The organism is Humitalea rosea (assembly GCF_003253705.1).
Taxonomy (GTDB): domain Bacteria; phylum Pseudomonadota; class Alphaproteobacteria; order Acetobacterales; family Acetobacteraceae; genus Humitalea; species Humitalea rosea.
In genome coordinates, this window is sequence record NZ_QKYU01000001.1 from 277,394 (window position 1) to 295,153 (window position 17,760).

Annotated in this window: 19 protein-coding genes; 13 read left to right on the forward strand and 6 right to left on the reverse strand. The window is 70.2% G+C overall.

Features of this window, described 5'->3' with window-relative positions; genetic code table 11:
• Positions 1-69 precede the first annotated feature (69 nt).
• From C8P66_RS01175 to C8P66_RS01225, 11 genes are all read left to right on the forward strand, one after another.
• Positions 70-891: an ABC transporter ATP-binding protein gene (locus C8P66_RS01175; protein ID WP_245903141.1), complete on the forward strand. Its 822-nt coding sequence runs from the start codon at positions 70-72 to the stop codon at positions 889-891.
• Positions 884-1,603, forward strand: a complete 720-nt coding sequence (locus C8P66_RS01180; RefSeq protein ID WP_111396301.1) for an ABC transporter ATP-binding protein — start codon at positions 884-886, stop codon at positions 1,601-1,603. The genes C8P66_RS01175 and C8P66_RS01180 overlap by 8 nt, the downstream gene beginning before the upstream one ends.
• A 21-nt stretch (positions 1,604-1,624) precedes the next feature.
• Positions 1,625-2,866, forward strand: a complete 1,242-nt coding sequence (locus C8P66_RS01185) for an ABC transporter substrate-binding protein (RefSeq protein WP_111396302.1) — start codon at positions 1,625-1,627, stop codon at positions 2,864-2,866.
• Positions 2,867-2,940: 74 nt separating this feature from the next.
• Entirely contained in the window at positions 2,941-3,807 is an 867-nt protein-coding gene (locus C8P66_RS01190) for a branched-chain amino acid ABC transporter permease (RefSeq protein WP_456303627.1), read from the forward strand.
• Between the two features lie 3 nt (positions 3,808-3,810).
• Complete coding sequence (locus C8P66_RS01195; protein WP_111396303.1) at positions 3,811-4,794, forward strand: branched-chain amino acid ABC transporter permease; 984 nt, start codon at positions 3,811-3,813, stop codon at positions 4,792-4,794.
• A gap of 99 nt (positions 4,795-4,893) precedes the next feature.
• Complete coding sequence (locus C8P66_RS01200) at positions 4,894-5,598, forward strand: DUF1028 domain-containing protein (protein WP_111396304.1); 705 nt, start codon at positions 4,894-4,896, stop codon at positions 5,596-5,598.
• The gene (locus C8P66_RS01205; RefSeq protein ID WP_111396305.1) at positions 5,595-6,566 is read left to right on the forward strand and encodes an ABC transporter ATP-binding protein; all 972 of its coding nucleotides are present in this window, start codon (positions 5,595-5,597) and stop codon (positions 6,564-6,566) included. Before C8P66_RS01200 ends, C8P66_RS01205 begins: the two co-directional genes overlap by 4 nt.
• Positions 6,563-7,591: an ABC transporter ATP-binding protein gene (locus C8P66_RS01210; protein WP_111396306.1), complete on the forward strand. Its 1,029-nt coding sequence runs from the start codon at positions 6,563-6,565 to the stop codon at positions 7,589-7,591. The genes C8P66_RS01205 and C8P66_RS01210 overlap by 4 nt, the downstream gene beginning before the upstream one ends.
• Positions 7,588-9,126 carry an ABC transporter substrate-binding protein gene (locus C8P66_RS01215; RefSeq protein ID WP_170141538.1) on the forward strand — a complete coding sequence of 513 codons (1,539 nt, stop codon included), beginning with the start codon at positions 7,588-7,590 and terminating at the stop codon, positions 9,124-9,126. The genes C8P66_RS01210 and C8P66_RS01215 overlap by 4 nt, the downstream gene beginning before the upstream one ends.
• On the forward strand, positions 9,123-10,070 hold the full coding sequence (locus C8P66_RS01220) for an ABC transporter permease (protein ID WP_111396307.1): 948 nt from the start codon (positions 9,123-9,125) through the stop codon (positions 10,068-10,070). The genes C8P66_RS01215 and C8P66_RS01220 overlap by 4 nt, the downstream gene beginning before the upstream one ends.
• Positions 10,067-10,918 carry an ABC transporter permease gene (locus C8P66_RS01225; RefSeq protein ID WP_111396308.1) on the forward strand — a complete coding sequence of 284 codons (852 nt, stop codon included), beginning with the start codon at positions 10,067-10,069 and terminating at the stop codon, positions 10,916-10,918. The genes C8P66_RS01220 and C8P66_RS01225 overlap by 4 nt, the downstream gene beginning before the upstream one ends.
• 4 nt (positions 10,919-10,922) lie before the next feature.
• Here the strand turns inward: C8P66_RS01225 and C8P66_RS01230 are convergent, their stop codons facing one another.
• From C8P66_RS01230 to C8P66_RS01240, 3 genes are all read right to left on the reverse strand, one after another.
• A complete protein-coding gene (locus tag C8P66_RS01230) occupies positions 10,923-11,357 on the reverse strand; it encodes a DUF3592 domain-containing protein (RefSeq protein ID WP_111396309.1) in 435 nt (144 codons plus the stop codon).
• Position 11,358: 1 nt separating this feature from the next.
• Entirely contained in the window at positions 11,359-12,417 is a 1,059-nt protein-coding gene (locus tag C8P66_RS01235) for an alcohol dehydrogenase (RefSeq protein ID WP_111396310.1), read from the reverse strand.
• Positions 12,418-12,492: 75 nt separating this feature from the next.
• Positions 12,493-13,320, reverse strand: a complete 828-nt coding sequence (locus tag C8P66_RS01240; RefSeq protein WP_111396311.1) for a class I SAM-dependent methyltransferase — start codon at positions 13,318-13,320, stop codon at positions 12,493-12,495.
• Positions 13,321-13,473: 153 nt separating this feature from the next.
• Here C8P66_RS01240 and C8P66_RS01245 point away from each other — a divergent pair, with 153 nt between their 5' ends.
• Positions 13,474-14,829, forward strand: a complete 1,356-nt coding sequence (locus C8P66_RS01245; RefSeq protein WP_245903142.1) for a cytochrome P450 — start codon at positions 13,474-13,476, stop codon at positions 14,827-14,829.
• Positions 14,822-15,670, forward strand: a complete 849-nt coding sequence (locus tag C8P66_RS01250) for a lysophospholipid acyltransferase family protein (RefSeq protein ID WP_111396312.1) — start codon at positions 14,822-14,824, stop codon at positions 15,668-15,670. Before C8P66_RS01245 ends, C8P66_RS01250 begins: the two co-directional genes overlap by 8 nt.
• Here C8P66_RS01250 and C8P66_RS01255 read toward each other — a convergent pair.
• Genes C8P66_RS01255 through C8P66_RS01265 form a run of 3 tightly spaced genes read right to left on the reverse strand, consistent with a single transcriptional unit; the run spans position 15,667 to position 17,743 of the window.
• Positions 15,667-16,749 carry a toxic anion resistance protein gene (locus tag C8P66_RS01255; RefSeq protein WP_111396313.1) on the reverse strand — a complete coding sequence of 361 codons (1,083 nt, stop codon included), beginning with the start codon at positions 16,747-16,749 and terminating at the stop codon, positions 15,667-15,669. The two genes, C8P66_RS01250 and C8P66_RS01255, sit on opposite strands and share 4 nt — an antisense overlap.
• Positions 16,746-17,606, reverse strand: a complete 861-nt coding sequence (locus tag C8P66_RS01260) for a hypothetical protein (protein ID WP_111396314.1) — start codon at positions 17,604-17,606, stop codon at positions 16,746-16,748. The genes C8P66_RS01255 and C8P66_RS01260 overlap by 4 nt, the downstream gene beginning before the upstream one ends.
• Positions 17,603-17,743, reverse strand: coding sequence for a hypothetical protein (locus C8P66_RS01265; protein ID WP_158537055.1), 141 nt, complete (start codon positions 17,741-17,743; stop codon positions 17,603-17,605). Before C8P66_RS01265 ends, C8P66_RS01260 begins: the two co-directional genes overlap by 4 nt.
• Between the last annotated feature and the right edge of the window lie 17 nt (positions 17,744-17,760).

Genomic DNA, 17,760 nt, shown 5'->3' on the forward strand with positions numbered 1-17,760 from the left:
CCGACACAGCGTGATCGCCCAAAAATACCCGTAAACCAACGGGCCATCACATCAGGGGGGGAGGACTCGGTGTCGAATACGACGACCGAAAGGACAGCCGGCATTTCGTCGGGGCAGCAACCGGCATTGTTGGAGACGCGCGGCCTCACGAAGGAATTTCGTGGCTTCGTCGCTGTCTCCGACGTGAACCTGTCGGTTCAGCCGGGCACCATCCACGGGCTGATCGGCCCGAATGGTGCGGGCAAGACCACCTGCTTCAACCTGCTGACCAAGTTCCTGCAGCCGACCCGCGGCACGATCCATTATAATGGGCGCAACATCACGCGCATGGCGCCGGCGGATATCGCGCGGCTGGGGCTGATCCGCTCCTTCCAGATCTCCGCGGTCTTCGCGAGCCAGACGGTGCTGGAGAATGTCCGGCTCGCGCTGCAACGCGAACGCGGCGCCTCCTTCGACTTCTGGCGCAGCGAGGCGCCGCTGCGGGCCTACAATGAGCGTGCCATGGCGCTGCTCGAGGATGTCGGGCTGGCCGAATACGCGACTGCCACCGCCGGCAGCCTGCCCTATGGCCGCAAGCGGGCGCTGGAGATCGCCACGACCCTGGCCATGGACCCGAAGATGATGCTGCTCGACGAGCCGACCGCCGGCATGACGCATGCCGATGTGGACCACATCGTGGAGCTGGTGAAGCGCGTGGCGCAGGGGCGGACGGTGCTGATGGTTGAGCACAACCTCAAGGTCGTCGAAGGGCTCTGCGACACCATCACCGTGCTGACCCGCGGCCGGGTGCTGGCCGAGGGACCCTATGCCGAGGTCTCCCGCAATCCCGAGGTGATCGCGGCCTATCTCGGCACCGATCCCGAACAATCCGGGGCCATGGCGCATGCTTGACGCGACGACGGCGCCGCCGCTGCTGAAGATCGACGCGCTGGAGGCTTGGTACGGCGAAAGCCATGTGCTGCACGGCGTCGGCATCGAGGTGCGGCAGGGCGAGGTGGTGACCCTGCTCGGCCGCAACGGCGCGGGCAAGACCACGACCCTGCGCTCCATCATGGGGCTGGTCGGGCGCCGCACCGGCTCCATCGCCTATGAGGGGCGGGAGATGATCGGGCTGCGCTCCGACCTCATCGCCCGCGCCGGCATCGGCTATTGCCCCGAGGAGCGCGGCATCTTCGCCAGCCTCGATGTCACCGAGAATCTGATGCTGCCGCCGGTGGTGCGCGCGGGGGGGCTCGACCTGCCGACGATCTACGCGCTGTTCCCCAACCTGAAGGAACGCGCGCGCAGCCCCGGCACCAAGCTTTCGGGCGGCGAGCAGCAGATGCTCGCGATCGCCCGCATCCTGCGCACCGGCGCCAGGCTGCTGCTGCTGGACGAGCCGACCGAGGGCCTGGCCCCGGTCATCGTGCAGCAGATCGGCGCCATGATCCGCGAGATCAAGCAACGCGGCTTCACCGTGCTGCTGGTCGAGCAGAACTTCCGTTTCGCGCAGACCGTCGCGGACCGGCATTACGTCATGGAACATGGTCGCGTGGTGGATATGGTCCCGAATTCGGACATGGCGTCGAACGTTGAACGCCTGCACGAATACCTTGGCGTCTAAATAACAATCCTGGAGGAAAGCATGGAAAACTTCGACCGCCGCACCATCCTCGCGGCGTTGGCCGCGGCCCCGGCCATCGGGACTGTCATGACCACGCGCAGCGCACGCGCCCAGGCTGCCAACACCATCAAGATCGGCGTGCTGAACGACCAGTCCGGCCTGTACCGCGACCTGTCCGGCCCCGGCTCGACCCAATGCGTCCGCCAAGCGATCGTCGACAGCGGCATCACCGCCCGTGGCATCACCGTCGAAGTGCTCCAGGCCGACCATCAGAACCGCCCCGACGTCGGCTCGACCGTGGCGCGCCAGTGGATCGACCGCGACGGCGTCGATATCATCGTCGATGTGCCCTCCTCGGGCGTGGCGCTGGCGGTGAACACGCTGGTCAGGGAACGCGACAAGGTCTACCTGAATTCCGGTGCGGCGACCTCGGACCTGACCGGCTCGGCCTGCGCGCCGACCACGATCCACTGGACCTACGACACCTGGATGCTGGCCCAGTCCACCGGCGGCGCGATGGTGCGCGCGGGCGGGTCGTCCTGGTTCTTCATCACCGCCGACTACGCCTTCGGCCACGCGCTGGAGCGCGACACCGGCGCCTTCGTCCGCAGCCAGGGCGGCAGCATCATCGGCTCGGTCCGCACGCCCTTCCCGGGCACCACGGATTTCTCCTCCTTCCTGCAGCAGGCGCGGCGTTCGGGCGCCAAGGTCATCGCCCTGGCCAATGCGGGCGGCGACACCAGCAACTCCATCAAGCAGGCCGCGGAATTCCGCATCACTCGCGGCGGCACCAAGCTGGCGGGGCTGCTCGTCTTCGTCACCGACGTGCATGCGCTCGGGCTTGCGACCGCGCAGGGGCTCGTGCTGTCGGAGACCTTCTACTGGGATCTGAACGAGCGCACCCGCACCTTCACCCAGCGGGTGAACCTGCCCGATGGCATGAAGCCCTCCATGGTGCAGGCCGGCTGCTATTCCTCCGTGCTGCACTACCTGAAGGCGGTCGCCGACATGGGCGTGCCCGCGGCCAAGGCCTCCGGCGCCGCCGCCGTCGCGCGCATGAAGGCGATGCCGACCGACGACGACTGCTTCGGTGCCGGCAGCATTCGCTCCGATGGGCGCAAGCTGCACCCCTGCTATTTGTTCGAGGTGAAGACCCCGGAAGAGAGCAAGGGCGCCTGGGACTACTACAAGCTGCTGGGCACGACCCCGGCCGACCAGGCCTTCCGCCCGCTCGCCGAAGGTGGTTGCAGCCTGCCGGCCTGAACCGGCACGCCGCTTTGTGAACTGACCTCCGCTGAACTGATGACCGCTGAACTGATGACCGGGGCCCCAACGCCGTGATCGAAGATATCCTTTCGCAAATGGTGCTGGGGCTGGTGAACGGCGCCTTTTATGCACTGCTATCGCTTGGGCTTGCCGTGATTTTCGGCATGCTCAACGTCGTCAATTTCAGCCATGGCGCCCTGTTCATGATGGGCGCCTTCGTCGCCTGGATGCTGCTGAACTGGCTCGGGATCGGGTATTGGTGGGCGCTGCTGCTCTCACCCCTGATCGTGGGCACCTTCGGCGTGCTGTTGGAGCGGCTGATGATCAGCCGTCTCTACAAGCTCGGCCATCTCTACGGCATGCTGCTGACCTTCGGCCTCGGGCTGATCATCGAGGGGGTGTTCCGCAACGAGTTCGGCTCCTCGGGCCTGCCCTATTCGCCGCCGCCGGAGTTCCGGGCGCTGACGGTGGATTTCGGCTTCATGATCCTGCCGGGCTATCGCGCCTGGGTGGTGCTCGCCTCGCTCATCGTCTGCCTCGCCACCTGGGTCGTCATCGAGAAGACGCGGCTCGGCTCCTATCTGCGGGCCGCGACGGAACGGGCGGAGCTGGTGCAGGCCTTCGGCATCAACGTGCCGCGCATGATCACCCTGACCTATGGTGGCGGCGTGGCGCTGGCCGCCTTCGCTGGCGTGCTGGCCGCGCCGATCTATTCGGTGAACCCGAACATGGGATCGAACTTCATCATCACGGTCTTCGCGGTGGTGGTGATCGGGGGGATGGGGTCCATCCTCGGCTCCGTCGTCACCGGCTTCGCGCTCGGGATGATCGAGGGCTTCGCCCGCGTGGTCTATCCCGAAGCCTCGGCGACCGTGGTTTTCGTCATCATGGCCGTGGTGCTGCTGACGCGCCCGGCCGGCCTGTTCGGGAGGGCCTGAGACATGGCTGACGGCAGCGGTTTCTCGCCCGCCCCCGCGGCGGCCAAGGATGTCCTCTTCGGCTTCACCTTGGCGCAGCTGCTGGCCTTCGGGCTGATGGTCGCCTTCGTGGTGATCAGCCCGTTCATCCTCTACCCCGTCTTTTTGATGAACGTCCTGTGCTTCGCGCTCTTCGCCTGCGCCTTCAACCTGTTGATCGGCTACCTCGGCCTGCTGAGCTTCGGCCATGCCGCCTTCTTCGGCATGGGCGGCTATATCTGCGGCCATCTGGCCAAGGTGCTCGGGCTGCCGCCGGAGCTTGCGATCATCGCCGGCGGTCTGGTCGCGGCGGCACTTGGCGCCGGCATGGGGTGGCTGGCGATCCGGCGCACCGGCATCTACTTTGCCATGGTGACCCTGGCGCTGGCGCAGATGGTCTACTTCTTCTGCCTGCAGGCGCCCTTCACCCATGGCGAGGATGGCATCCAGTCCATCCCGCGCGGCAAGCTGCTGGGGTTCTTCGACCTCAGCAACGACTTCACCCTCTATTGGCTGGTCGCGGGCATCTTCCTCGCCGGCTTCCTGATGATCCACCGGATCGTGCATTCGCCCTTCGGCCAGGTGATGAAGGCGATCCGGGAAAACGAGCCCCGCGCCATCTCGCTCGGCTATCGCGCGGATGACTACAAGCTGATCGCCTTCATCCTCTCGGCCGGGCTCGCCGGCGTGGCCGGGGCGACGAAATCCATCGTCTTCGGCATCGCCACCCTGAACGACGTGCATTGGAACATGAGCGGGGAGGTCGTGCTGATGACCCTGCTCGGTGGCCTCGGCACGGTGTTCGGCCCGGTGGTGGGGGCGGCGGTGATCATCACCATGCAGAACTACCTTGCCGAATTCGGCGCCTGGGTCACGGTGATGCAGGGCGGGATCTTCGTGATCTGCGTGCTTGCCTTCCGGCGAGGCATCATTGGCGAGATCGCCAATTTTCTGCGCGTTCGGCTGTAGCAGCCGCCTCACAGGGCCTCATTCCGGCATATTCACGGCGGCGATGCCAATGCATAGGGTGACGCATGCACGTTTCCCTTCGATGACATTGCCGCCGCGATGACCTGGTCGATCCTGGCGCGGGACCCGGCGACCGGCGCCCTGGGGGCCGCCGTCACCACCCGCTTCTTCGCGGTCGGCGCGGTCTGCCCGATGGTCCGGGCCGGGGTCGGCGTGGTGTGCAGCCAGGCGCTGGTCAATCCGCTCTGGCGGCAGGCGGGCCTGGATGCGCTGGCGGCGGGGCAGGGGCCCGAGGCCGCCGTCGCCGCCTTGGTCGCGGCCGATGCCGGATCGCACATGCGCCAGCTTCACCTCATGGCCGCCGATGGCCGCTCGGCCCGCCATACCGGCGCTGACTGCATCGCCTCGGCCGGCCATGGCGCGGAGCCGGATGTCTCGGTCGCCGGCAACATGCTGGCCGGGCCTGCGGTGCTGGCCGCCACGCTTGCCGCCTTCCTGGCCACTGCCGGGATGCCGCTGTCCGACCGCCTGCTGGCGGCGCTGGAGGCCGGGCAGGCCGCGGGCGGCGACAAGCGCGGGCGGCAATCCGCCGCACTTCTGATCGCCAGCCGCGATGCCACCCCCGATCTGGACCTGCGCGTGGACGACCATCCCGATCCGTTGGCCGAGCTGCGCCGGCTGCACAGCGTGGCGCAGCGGCGCTTCGTGCACTTCCGCCGCCACATGGCCAGCGCGGACGGACCCGGCACGCTGGACCGCATGGTGCTGGAGGCCGAGATCGCCGCCGCCGAGGCGCTGGCATGACCCCGGCGCTCGCGGTCACCGGCCTCACCGTCAGCTTCGCCACCGACCGCGGGGTGTTCCGCGCGGTGGATGGGCTGTCCTTCTCGGTGGCGCCCGGGGAAACGCTGGCGATCGTGGGGGAGAGCGGCTGCGGCAAATCGGTCTCCTCGCTCGCCATCATGGGGCTGCTCGAGGGCAATGCCCGGGTGGGGGGCGACCTCCGCCTCGCGGGGCAGGATCTGCTGGCGATGACGCCGGAGGCGCGGCGAAAACTGCGCGGCGCCGACATGGCGATGATCTTCCAGGAGCCGATGACCAGCCTGAACCCGGCTTTTTGCGCCGGGAACCAGATTGCCGAGGTCCTCGCGCTGCATCGCGGCCTCTCCCGCCATGCCGCGTATGAGGAGGCGATTCGCGCGCTCGACCAGGTCCGCATCCCCGATGCGCGTCGCCGCGCCGCGCAATATCCGCACCAGTTGTCGGGCGGCATGCGGCAGCGGGTGATGATCGCCATGGCGCTCGCCTGCCGGCCGAAGCTGCTCATCGCCGACGAGCCGACGACCGCACTGGACGTGACGGTGCAGGCGCAGATCCTGGAGCTGCTGGATGAGTTGAAGCGGGAGACCGGCACCGCCATCGTCCTCATCACCCATGACCTCGGCGTGGTCGCCGACCATGCCGAGCAGGTCGTGGTGATGTATGCCGGCCGCGCCGTGGAAACCGCGCCGGGCGAGGCGATCTTCACCCATCCCGAGCACCCCTACACCATCGGGCTGCTGGGTGCCGCGCCGCGGCTGGACGGGCCGCGCGGGCGGCTCGCCAGCATCGAGGGCACGGTGCCCGACCCGATGCACCGCCCGCCCGGCTGCGGCTTCGCGCCCCGCTGCCCGTTTGCCGTTGCCGAGTGCACCGTCACCGACCCGGCGCTGACCATGCTCGCCCCCGGCCATGCCGCCGCCTGCCTCCTGGCGCCGCTGGAGGCCGCATGACCGCGCTTCTCGAAGCCTATGATCTGGTCAAGCATTTCCCGGTGCGGGATGCGATCGGGCGCAAGCGAGGCGCGGTGCATGCGGTCGATGGCGTCTCGCTCTCGGTCGCGGCCGGGGAGACGCTGGCGATCGTGGGCGAGAGCGGCTGCGGCAAATCCACCCTCGGCCGGCTGCTGCTCGGGCTGATCCCGCCGGATGAGGGCCAGGTGCGCTTTGGCGGCGAGGAGCTGACCCAGCTTTCGCCCGCCGCCCTGCGTGCCCGCCGGCGCGACATGCAGATGATCTTCCAGGACCCCTACGCGAGCCTGGACCCGCGCCAGACGGTGCAGGATGCCGTGGCCGAGCCGCTGCGCCTGCATCGCATCGTGCCCCGCGCCGGGGAAATCGCACGGGTTGCCTCGCTGCTCACCCGCGTTGGCCTCTCGCCGGAACATGCCCGCCGCTGGCCACATGAGTTCAGCGGCGGGCAGCGGCAGCGCGTGGCCATCGCCCGCGCGCTGGCCTCCGGCCCGCGGCTGATCCTGGGGGATGAGCCGGTCTCGGCGCTGGATGTCTCGGTGCAGGCGCAGGTGATCGAATTGCTGCGCGGGCTGATCTCGGAGATGGGGCTCGCCTTCATCCTGATCAGCCACGACCTCGGCGTGGTGCGCCAGATCGCGGACCGGGTGGCGGTGATGTACCTCGGCCGCATCGTCGAGGAAGGCCCCTCCGAGGCGCTGCTGGCCGCCCCCCGCCACCCCTATACCCGCGCGCTGCGCGCGGCGGTGCCGGGCGGCGGGCGCCGTGCGGCCCCGGTCTCGGGCGATGTGCCGAGCCCGATCAACCCGCCCTCGGGTTGCCGCTTCCACACCCGTTGCCCCCATGTCGAGGACATCTGCCGCAGCGTCGTGCCGCCGCTGGCCGATGGCGTCGCCTGCCACCTCGCCGACCGGCTGCCCCCCTTCGCCGCCGTCGTGGACCGCCAGCCCAATGCGCGGCTCGTCCGCCTGCAATCCCGCTTTCGACCCCAAGGAGATGCCGCATGATCCGTCGCATGTTGCTGGCAGCCAGCCTCGCGCTCGCCGCCGCCGCACCGGCCCTGGCTCAGGCAACCCTGCCTCAGGCCCCGGCACCCACCGGAACCCTGCGCATCGCGCTCAAGGATGATCCGGACATCATGGATCCGACCCTGGCGCGGACCTACACCGGGCGCATCGTCTTCGCCGCACTCTGCGACAAGCTGTTCGACATTGACGAGAAGCTTGAGATCGTGCCGCAGCTCGCGACCTCCTACAAATGGGAGACGCCGACCAGCCTGCTGATCACGCTGCGCGACGGCGTCACCTTCCACGACGGCGAAAAATTCGACGCGGCCGCGGTCGTCTATTCGCTGAACCGGCACATGACGATGCAGGGCAGTTTCCGGCGCGGCGAGATCTCCGACATGGACACCGCGGTGGTGGTCGATCCGCTGACCGTGCGGATCACCTTGAAGACGCCTTCGGCTGCCTTCCTGTCGCAGCTGACCGATCGCGCCGGCATGATCGTCAGCCCCAAGGCCGCCGAGGCCGCCGGGCGTGACTTCGGCCTGCACCCGGTCTGCACCGGCCCCTTCAGCTTCGTCGAGCGCGTGGCGCAGGACCGCATCGTGCTGCAACGCTACCCCGGCTACTGGGACGCCGGGCGCATCCATTTCGCCCGGGTGATCTACCGCCCGATCCCCGACAACAATGCGCGCCTTGCGAATGTGCAGACGGGGACGGTGGAGTTCGCCGAACGCATGGAACCGGATGACGTCACCACCGCCCGCGCCAATCCGCGGCTCGCCGTCGCCCAGGTGCCGCAACTCGGCTACCAGAACATCACCATCAACATCACGAACGGGCCGCGCGCCAATACGCCCATGGGCCGCGACGCGCGGGTGCGTCACGCCTTCGAACTGGCGCTGGACCGCGCCACCATCAACCAGGTGGTCTACCAGGGCGCCTATACGCCGACCGCCCAGGCGGTGCCGCCGGCCAACCCGTACCACGTCGCCTCGCTGGTGCCGGAAGCGCGCAATGTCGAACGCGCCCGCGCGCTGCTGCGCGAGGCCGGCGTCACCACGCCGCTCGCCGTGGACATGATCGTCCCCAACAACCCCGACCTGCGTCAGGTCGCCGAGGTGATCCAGTCCATGGTCGCCGAGGCCGGCTTCAACCTGAAGCTCTCGACCATGGAATTCGCCTCCTCCTTGCAGGTGACGACCCGGGGCGAGTTCGAGACCTACCTCGCCGGCTGGTCCGGCCGCACCGATCCGGACGGCAATATCTGGTCCTTCCTGCATAGCCGCGGGCCGCAGAACGACGGCCGCTACAACAACCCCGAGGTCGATCGCCTCGCCGATGCGGCGCGGGCCGAGACGGATCACGACAAGCGCCTCGCCCTCTATACCCAGCTCTGGCAGATCGCGGTGGTGCAGGATCGCGCGCGCATCTACCTCTGGCACGCCACCAACATCGTCATCTATTCCGCGCGGCTGGCGGGCTATCGCCCGATCTCGGACGGCATGATCCGGGTGCAGGACCTGCGCCTGCAATGATCGGCTGGCTGCTGCGCCGCCTCGCGCAGATCATCCCGACCCTGCTGATCCTATCGGTGATGATCTTCGGGTTGCAGCAGCTCATGCCCGGCGATCCGGCGCTGATCCTGGCCGGCGAGGAACGCGGCGATCCGGTGGTGCTGGCGCAGATCCGCGCCGAGCTGCTGCTCGACCGCCCGATCGCCGAGCAGTATTTCGTCTGGGTCAGCAAGGTGGTGCAGGGCGACTTCGGTTTTTCGTGGCGCATCCGGATGCCGGTCAGCCAGTTGATCCTCGAAAAGCTGCCGGTGACCTTCCAGCTTGCGACCATGGCCTTCGTCATCGCCATCGTGATCGGGGTGCCCTTGGGCATCCTCTCGGCGGTGAGGCGTGATACGCCCACGGATTGGCTCGCCAATGCCGTGGCGCTGGCCGGGATTTCCACGCCCAACTTCTGGCTTGGGATCATGATGATCCTGTTCTTCAGCGTGAATCTCGGCTGGCTGCCGCCCTCGGGCTATGTGCCGCTGACCGAGGATTGGCGCGCCTCGCTCGCCACCACCATCATGCCGGCCTTTGTGCTGGGCTCGGGGATCGCCGGCGTGCTGATGCGGCACACCAGGGCCGCGATGATGACGGCGATGGCGCAGGATTACGTCCGCACCGCACGGGCCAAGGGGATGGCCGAGGGCGTCGTGGTGCTGAAGCACGCCTTCCGCAACGCGCTGATCCCGGTGGTCACCCTCGGCGCCATCGAATTCGGGCGGCTGCTGGCGGGCGCGGTGCTGACCGAGCAGATCTTCACCATCCCCGGCTTCGGCAAGCTGATCGTCGATGCCGTCTTCAACCGCGATTATCCGGTGGTGCAGGGGGTGGTGCTGGCGACGGCGTTGATCTTCGTGGTGCTGAGCCTGGTGGCCGACCTGCTCTACATGGCGATCAACCCACGGCTGAGGCAGGCATGAACGCCGACAGCCCGCGCCGCCGCGCGCTGCGCCGCTTCTTCCAGCACCGCCTCGCGGTGCTGGGGCTGGTGGTGGTGGTGGTCTTCATCCTGGCGGCGGTGCTGGCGCCATGGGTCGCGCCGTATGATCCGATCCAGACCTCCTGGACCCGGCTGCGCAAGCCGCCCTCGGCGGCCTTCCTGTTCGGCACGGATGAGAACGGGCGCGACGTCTTCTCCCGCGTGCTCTGGGGCGCGCGGGCCTCGCTGATGGCCGGTGTCGTCTCGGTGCTGGCGGCGATGCTGATGGGGGTGCCGCTCGGGCTGCTCGCCGGGCTCGCGGGCAAATGGACCGATGCGCTGATCTCGCGCATCGCGGACGCCATGCTCTCGGTGCCCTTCCTGATCCTGGCGATCGCGCTCGCCGCCTTCCTCGGCCCGGCGCTGGAGAATGCGATGCTGGCGATCGCGATCTCGGCGGCACCTGTGTTCGTGCGCCTCGCGCGCGGCATGGCGCTGGAGGCGCGCTCGGCCGATTGGTTCGAGGCCGCCCGCGCGCTGGGCAACCCGCCCTGGCGCACCGCCTTGCTGCATGTGCTGCCGAATATCGTGCCACCCTTGCTGGTGCAGGGGACGCTGGCGATCGCCGAGGCCATCATCGCCGAGGCCTCGCTCTCCTTCCTCGGCCTGGGCCAGCAGCCGCCGCAGCCCTCCTGGGGCTCGATGCTGAATTCGGCGCAGCGGTTCCTGACGCAGGCGCCCTGGATGGCGATCTACCCGGGCGTTGCGATCTTCGTGGTGGTGCTTGCCTTCAACGTCTTCGGCGATGGGCTGCGGGACGCGCTGGACCCGCGCAGCCAGCGGCGCTGACGCCTCAGCGGGCGGGCCTCGCCAAGCACAGCGCCGCCCCGACCAGCAGGAACAGCGCCGCGACGGTGCCGAGCACCACCGTCCCGATCCAGTCGCCCCAGGTGCCGGCCACCTCGGCACGGGGTGGCACGGTGGCGGGGTCGGTCATCAGCCGGACCTTGTCCCCGATCGCCCAATTGTCGAAGGCGGTGGCGGTGTTGCTCCGTGCCTCATGCGTCTGCCCCGCCGCATCCGTCCAGCGGAACACCGGGAAGGCGTTCCCGGAGCGGTTGCGCCGGGTGCGGAGCGTGTCCAGCCGCACCACCTCACCCTCGGCCGGCACCGCGCGGGTGAGGAAGTCGCGGGTATCCGCGCTGAGCGACCAGGCCGCGTAGCCCAGCCCCGCGCCGACGAGGGCGAAGAGCACCCCGATGGCAAGGACCAGGCGCCGCGCCGCCATGTCAGTTCACGAGCACGATCCGCCCGTTCACCTGGCCGGCCTTCAGCCGCTGCAAGGCGCTGTTGGCATGGTCCATCGGCTCGGCGCTGATCGGGATCGGCGGCAGCTTGCCGGATTTGGCGATGGCGACCAGCGCGCGCAGCTCCTTGGGGTTGCCGACGTAGGAGCCTTGCAGGGTCAGCGCCTTCATCGGCACCAGCGGCAGCGGCACGTCCAGCCCGCCGCCGAACAGCCCGACCATCACCAGCTTGCCGCCCTTCTGGAGCGAGTCGAAGGCCGCGCGCGCGGTCGCCGACCCATTCACCAGATCCACGATCGCCATGACCGGGCCACCGCAGGCGGCGATGATCTTGGCACTGGTGTCATCGCCGGAGGCCAGCACCGTGTCGGTCGCACCCGCCGCGCGGGCGCCGGCGAGCTTCTCCTCCGAGACATCGACGGAACAGATCCGCGTATGCCCCATGGCGCGCAGCACCGCGATCGCCTGCAGCCCAAGACCACCGGCGCCGATCAGCACGATCGCCTCCCCGGGCGGCATCGGCATCAGCTTGTTGATCGCGGAGAAGACGGTGACGCCGGAACAGGCATAGGTGCTGGCCAGCGCCGGATCGAGCCCCTCGATATCCACCAGGTGGCGCGGTTCGGGCACCAGGATATGGGTCGAATAGCCGCCGTTCTGGAACACGCCGAGCGCCTTGCCCTGGATGCAGAGGTTGTCGTCCTCGGCCTTGCAGCGTTCGCATTCGCCGCAGCCGACCCAGGGGAAGACGAGCTTGGTCTGCCCCTTCACCAGCCCCGCGCCCTCGGCCTCGGGGCCCCAGGAGAGGACCTTGCCGACCGTCTCATGGCCCATCGCCAGCGGCAGCTTCAGCCCGCGGTCCTTGAGGCTCATGGAGCCGCGGCTGCCGAGGTCGTAGCCGCCTTCCCAGATGTGCAGGTCGGAGTGGCAAACCCCGGCGTGGGTGACTTCGAGCAGCACCTGCTTGCCGACCGGCACCGGCGTCGGCATGTCGATGTGCTGCAGCGGTTTTCCGGTCTCGACGACGGCCCAGGCACGCATGGCGGCTTCCTTCCTGATTTCCCTGGGGGGATTCGAGACGCCTCCGGGCCGTTGGTCAACCCAGGCAGGGCCGGATCACCCCAGGCGCTGGAACACCGCGCCCACGTCCCGCCGCGCGCCGGTGCCGTAGCGGGCGTGGCGGGCGCTGCCGGGCATGGCGGCCCATTCGCGGGCCTGGCCGCGCAGGAAGCCCGGCAGGCTCTCGAACAGCACGGCATGGGCCATGGCATCGGCCTCGATCGCCAGCATCGCGCCCTGGGTGATGTCGGTCAGGCGCAGCAGCCGCAGCCCGGCCTTGGCGCCGGCCGCGCTCAGCATCCGGCGGTAGTCCTCGATCGACCATCCGGTTCCCGCCGAGATCGAAAGCAGCCCCCCCGGCACCAGCACCCGCGTCGCCTCGGCCAGGAAGGCGGCGGCGCCGACATTGGTCAGCGTGCCGACGCTGGCCACCATGTCGAAGCTGGCATCGGCCAGGGGCAACGCCTCGCCTCGCGCCCGCAGCAGGGTGATGTCCGGCCGATGGCCGAGCCTGCGCCGCGCCGCCGCGATGGCGCTGGCGGAGGCATCGACGCCCGTCAGCCGGCATTGCGGCCAGGCCGCCGCGGCATAGGCGAGCCCGCCGCCCGCGCCGCAGCCGATGTCCAGCAGCCGCGCCGGCCTGGTCTGATGCGCCCCGGGGTGATGGCGCAGCACGAGTTCATACAGGTTCGCCTGCGACGGCGAGGCCGCCAGCTGCGGCACGGCCAGCAGCCCCGGCAGCAGCGGCCGGTAGCCGCCGTTGAAGAAGCCGGTATCGGCCACCGCGGGCAGCCGGTAGGCGATCTCATACGTCGCGCGGTTCAACCCGGCCCGCAGCCCGGCAGGCAACAGCCGGCGCAGCCGGTCAAGGGCGGTGAAGGTCATTTCGCTAAGCGCAATCCAAATTTCGCGACGCACTCATGCCGCATGGGGCATGGGCAGGCAAGCGGCCGGCGGGGCGCGCAATACCCGGGTCGACGCGCCACCGCCGGGCAGAACGTCGTGGCGTAACCGCCGGGTACGCATTACGGAATAAGGGTGACTGACGCCCCCTTCCTCACCCCCTATCCGCCCCGCTCCAAGACTCGCCTTCCGATCCATGTGCTGCTGCGGGAGGGGCGCAAATCCTTCCTCAACATGTTCCCGGAGAGCGCCTTCCGCTCGCCCTTCCTGCGCCAGCGGGTGCTGTTGCGCGACGTCTTCATCACCAACTCGCCCGAGACGGTGCAGGAGGCCTTCATCACCAAGGCGGCGGTGATCGAGCGCAAGAGCCCGCAGCAGCGCCACGCGCTGATCCCGCTGCTGGGCGATGGGCTGTTCGTCTCCGATGGGGCCACCTGGCGGGAGCGGCGGCGGGCGGTGGCGCCGGTGACCCATGTCTCGCGCCTCGCCGAGCTGACGCCGCCGATCACCGAGACCGTCGCCGAACGCGCCGAGGCCTGGGCGGGGCGGCCCGAGGGCGCGCCGATCGATGCGCTGGAGGAGATGGCCCAGCTCACCGCCGAGATCATCTGCCGCACCATCTTCGGTGGCAGGCTCGGCGCCGCGGCGGCGCATACGGTGGTGGAGGCGTTTTCCGACTACCAGGCGGCGGTCGGGCAGATGGACATCCTCTCGATGCTGGCGCTGCCCGAATGGCTGCCCCGGCCGCAGAGCGCCCGCGTCCGCCGCGCCGCCGGCCGCATCCATGGCGTGGTGGATGGGCTGATCGCCGAGGCGCGCGGGCGCCGCGAGGCCTCGCTGATCCGCAGCCTCGCCGAGGGCAGCGGTGCCGCCCTGACCCCCGATGCGCTGCGCAACGAGGCATCGGTGCTGTTCATGGCGGGGCATGAGACCACCGCCAATACCCTGGCCTGGGCCTGGTTCCTGCTGTCCCAGTCCCCGGCCGAGGAAGCCGCCGTGCAGGCCGAGGCGGATGCCGTGCTCGGCGGCCGCCCCGCGGGCTTCGCCGATTTCCCGAAGCTGATCCGCGCCCGGGCGGTGGTGGAGGAGACCCTGCGCCTCTACCCGCCGGTCCCGCTGCTGGCGCGGCAGGCGACGCGGGAGACCGAGCTTGCCGGGCGGCGGGTGCGGAAGGGATCGCTGGTGATGGCGGTGCCCTGGCTGCTGCACCGGCACCAGAATTTATGGGACCGGCCGGACCATTTCATCCCGGACCGCTTCATGCCCGGCGCGCCGCCGCCGCCCCGGCACGGCTACATCCCCTTCGCCGTCGGCCCCCGGGTCTGCACCGGCATGGCCTTTGGCCTGACCGAGGCGGTGCTCTGCCTCGCGACGCTGGCCGGGCGCTTCCGCCTCCGCCTGGAGCCGGGCGCCCAGGTCATGCCCGTCTGCCGCCTGACCTTGCGCCCGGGGGACCGTCTGCCGATGCGGCTGCATCACCGGCATGGCTGACTGGAAGGGACGAGCCAACATCGCGCTGCACGAGACGCTGCGGCGCCTGCCGACGGGTGTCGTCTCGCTGATCGGGGCCGGGCTCGGTGACCTGTCCGGCCGTGGCCGGGGCGGCGCGCGGCGGGAGCGGACGGCGACGACCCTGGCCCGCTTCGGCACCGCCAGGCATCCGGCCGCGGCGAGCCGGCGCTGGTGCCGTCAGCTCGGCCGGACCCTGGCCGAACTCGCGACCTTGGACCGGCTCTGGGCCGAGGGGCGGATCGAGGTGCTGGGGGCCGAGCATCTGGACAGCGGCGACCGGCCGCTGCTGGTTGCCGCCGTCCACACCGGCAATTGGGAGGTGGTGGGGCTGACCCTGGCCGGGCTCGGCCGGGTGCCGGCCGCCATCTACGCGCCTCCCCACAATGCCGTGGCGCATGCGCTGGTCGTCACCGCCCGGCGCCGCTACGGCGTGCGGCTGATCGCGCCCACCCCCATGGCGGCGCGCGAGGCGCTGCGCACGCTGGAGGCCCGGCTGCAGCCGCTGCTGGTCTATGTCGATGAGTGGAAGCATGGCCGCGTGCATGCCCCGGCCCTCGGCCGGCCGCTGCGGGCCGAGGGCAATATCGCGACCGTGGTGCGGCTCGCGGCCCGGACCGGCGCGCTGGTGGTCCCGGCCATCCCCGAGCGCCTGTCGGGCGCCCGGTTCCGGCTGCGCTTCCTGCCCGGGCTGGCGATGCCGCCGGAGCAGCCGCTGATGGTGGGGATCGCGCGGCTGGATGCGGCCATCGAGCCGGAGGTGCGCCGGCTGATGACCCAGTGGCTGATGGCCTATGTCTGGCCGCTGCAGGACAGAAGCTAGGCCCGCGGCGCCGTCTGCTGCGGGGCACGGGCGGCGAGCAGCGCCCGCCTGATCTCGCCCTCCGCCTTGGCCAGCTCGGCCTGGGCCGCGATGCGCTGGTTGCGGCCTTGTTCGGCCAAACGCAGGCTGTCCTCCAAGGTGCCGACCAGCGCGGCATTGGCCTGTTTCACCCGGTCGAGGTCGAAGACGCCGCGCTCGATCTGGGTCCGCGCCTCGACATTGCCGGCGCGCAGGGTCTCGGCATTGGCGACCAGCAGTTCGTTGGTCAGGTCGGTCGCCTGCCGCACGGCATCGCCGGCCTGGCGCATGCGCTGGATCGCCAGCGCCTGGGCCAGCTGGGTGCGCCAAAGCGGCACGGTATTGGCCAGCACCGACTGGATGCGGGCGGAGAGCGCCTTGTCGTTTTCCTGGATCAGCCGGATCGAGGGCAGCGCCTGCATCGCGACCTGCCGGGTCAGGCGCAGATCATGCACGCGGCGGTCGAGCTCATCCCGCGCGGTCCGCAGGTCGCGCAGTTTCTGCGGTGCCAAGCCATCGGTCGCGGCGGCGGCGGCCTCGGCCTCGGCGGCGGGGATGGTCACGGTGTCGGTGCGGGCCAGCACCGTCTCGCCGGCGGCGATGTGGTCGGCAAGCGCATGGAACCAGTCCAGCGTCGCGCTGTAGAGCCGCTCCAGCCGCTCCACATCCTCCAGCAGCCGGGTGCGGTGATTGTCGAGCCGATCGCCGATGGTCTCGATCTGGCCCTTCACGCCTTCGTATTTCTGGAGGGTGCGGGCGGCCTGGGCGCCCGCCTTGGTGAAGATGCGGGCGAAAAAACCCGGCTTTTCGCCGAGCTTGGTGACGTCGAAGCCGCGCAGCGCGCCCAGCATGTCCGACAGCGCCGCACCGGCCTGGCCGGTCGCCTCGTTGCGCGCGCCCTCCAGCATGGCGTCGGCCGCGGCCTGGGCGCGGGTCTGTGCCTCGGCGCCGAAGCGCAGGATGGAGCCGGGGTCGGCGATGTCGAGCCGCTCGGCCAGGCGCGCGACCTCGGCCGCGCGTTCCGGGGCGGGGGTGGTGGGGGACAGCGGGGTCTCGCTCATGCGTAGCCTTCTTCGCGCAGCCGGGCCGACAGGACGCGGACCTGGATATCAAGCTCCTCATCCGCCGCCCGACGCATGTCCTGCCGCAGACGATCCGCCGCGTCACGCATGTCGTCGAGCAGGCGGGGCAGGCCGGATGGTGGGGTGGCGCCGGCCGAGAGGCCAGCGGTAACCCGCTCCAGCCCCTCGAGTTGCACGGTCAGGAAGCGGCGCGCCGCCGGAAGGCGCTCGGGCCGCAGCAGCAGTTCGGCCACGACCTCACCCATCGCCTGGCTCGCGGCCAGCAGACGGCTGTCGCGCAGCCCGGCGGCGGCGGCCTCGATGCGGGCGAGTCGGGCGGTGGCGTCGCGCAGCACGGCCGGCATGGCGGGTTCGGGCGGGGCGGCGGCGGCCCGGGCCGCGGCCTCCGCCCTGGTGGCCTCGGCCCGGGCGGCTTCCACCCTGGTGGCTTCGGCCTCGGCATTGGCTTCCGACTCGGCCGCATCGACCCCGTCCAGCAGCAGCCGCGTGCCGCCCCAGGCGAGCGCCGCCAGCACCGCCGCGCCGATGGTGCCGAGCTGGGCGCCCACCAGAGCGGCCACGCCGGCCGCGACCCCCATCAGGATCGCCGCGCGCCGGGCCCCGCCTGGCCGGCCCCGGCGCAGCACGCGCCCCGCCGCCCAGGCGATGAAGCCCGCGGCGACCAGCCCGCCCAGCGCGTGGCCGCGGCCAAAGAGCAGCGCCATGAAGGCGGCGGGCAGCAGCGGCAGCGCGAACAGCGGCAGCAGGCTTGCCCGCCTGTGCCCGGCGCGCCGCCCCGCGCGGGAGACCGCCGCGGCGATGCCGGGCGGCAGATGCAGCCCCGGGCGCCGTCTCACAGGAACAGCCCCAGGATGACGCGGAAGAAGGCGACCAGCCCGGTGATGCCGAAGGCGGCCACCAACAGAAACGCCCCCCCCGCAATGGCTGCGGGAGAGGCGGCATCTGGGCGCGGAGGTTGGAAGAGATCGTTCATCGTGGCCCGCACATCGC

Coding starts and splice junctions, on each gene's coding strand:
- C8P66_RS01180 (WP_111396301.1), top strand. CDS start 884: ATGCTTGACGCGACGACGGCGCCGCCGCTGCTGAAGATCGACGCGCTG.
- C8P66_RS01185 (WP_111396302.1), top strand. CDS start 1,625: ATGGAAAACTTCGACCGCCGCACCATCCTCGCGGCGTTGGCCGCGGCC.
- C8P66_RS01195 (WP_111396303.1), top strand. CDS start 3,811: ATGGCTGACGGCAGCGGTTTCTCGCCCGCCCCCGCGGCGGCCAAGGAT.
- C8P66_RS01200 (WP_111396304.1), top strand. CDS start 4,894: ATGACCTGGTCGATCCTGGCGCGGGACCCGGCGACCGGCGCCCTGGGG.
- C8P66_RS01205 (WP_111396305.1), top strand. CDS start 5,595: ATGACCCCGGCGCTCGCGGTCACCGGCCTCACCGTCAGCTTCGCCACC.
- C8P66_RS01210 (WP_111396306.1), top strand. CDS start 6,563: ATGACCGCGCTTCTCGAAGCCTATGATCTGGTCAAGCATTTCCCGGTG.
- C8P66_RS01215 (WP_170141538.1), top strand. CDS start 7,588: ATGATCCGTCGCATGTTGCTGGCAGCCAGCCTCGCGCTCGCCGCCGCC.
- C8P66_RS01220 (WP_111396307.1), top strand. CDS start 9,123: ATGATCGGCTGGCTGCTGCGCCGCCTCGCGCAGATCATCCCGACCCTG.
- C8P66_RS01225 (WP_111396308.1), top strand. CDS start 10,067: ATGAACGCCGACAGCCCGCGCCGCCGCGCGCTGCGCCGCTTCTTCCAG.
- C8P66_RS01230 (WP_111396309.1), bottom strand. CDS start 11,357: ATGGCGGCGCGGCGCCTGGTCCTTGCCATCGGGGTGCTCTTCGCCCTC.
- C8P66_RS01235 (WP_111396310.1), bottom strand. CDS start 12,417: ATGCGTGCCTGGGCCGTCGTCGAGACCGGAAAACCGCTGCAGCACATC.
- C8P66_RS01240 (WP_111396311.1), bottom strand. CDS start 13,320: ATGACCTTCACCGCCCTTGACCGGCTGCGCCGGCTGTTGCCTGCCGGG.
- C8P66_RS01250 (WP_111396312.1), top strand. CDS start 14,822: ATGGCTGACTGGAAGGGACGAGCCAACATCGCGCTGCACGAGACGCTG.
- C8P66_RS01255 (WP_111396313.1), bottom strand. CDS start 16,749: ATGAGCGAGACCCCGCTGTCCCCCACCACCCCCGCCCCGGAACGCGCG.
- C8P66_RS01265 (WP_158537055.1), bottom strand. CDS start 17,743: ATGAACGATCTCTTCCAACCTCCGCGCCCAGATGCCGCCTCTCCCGCA.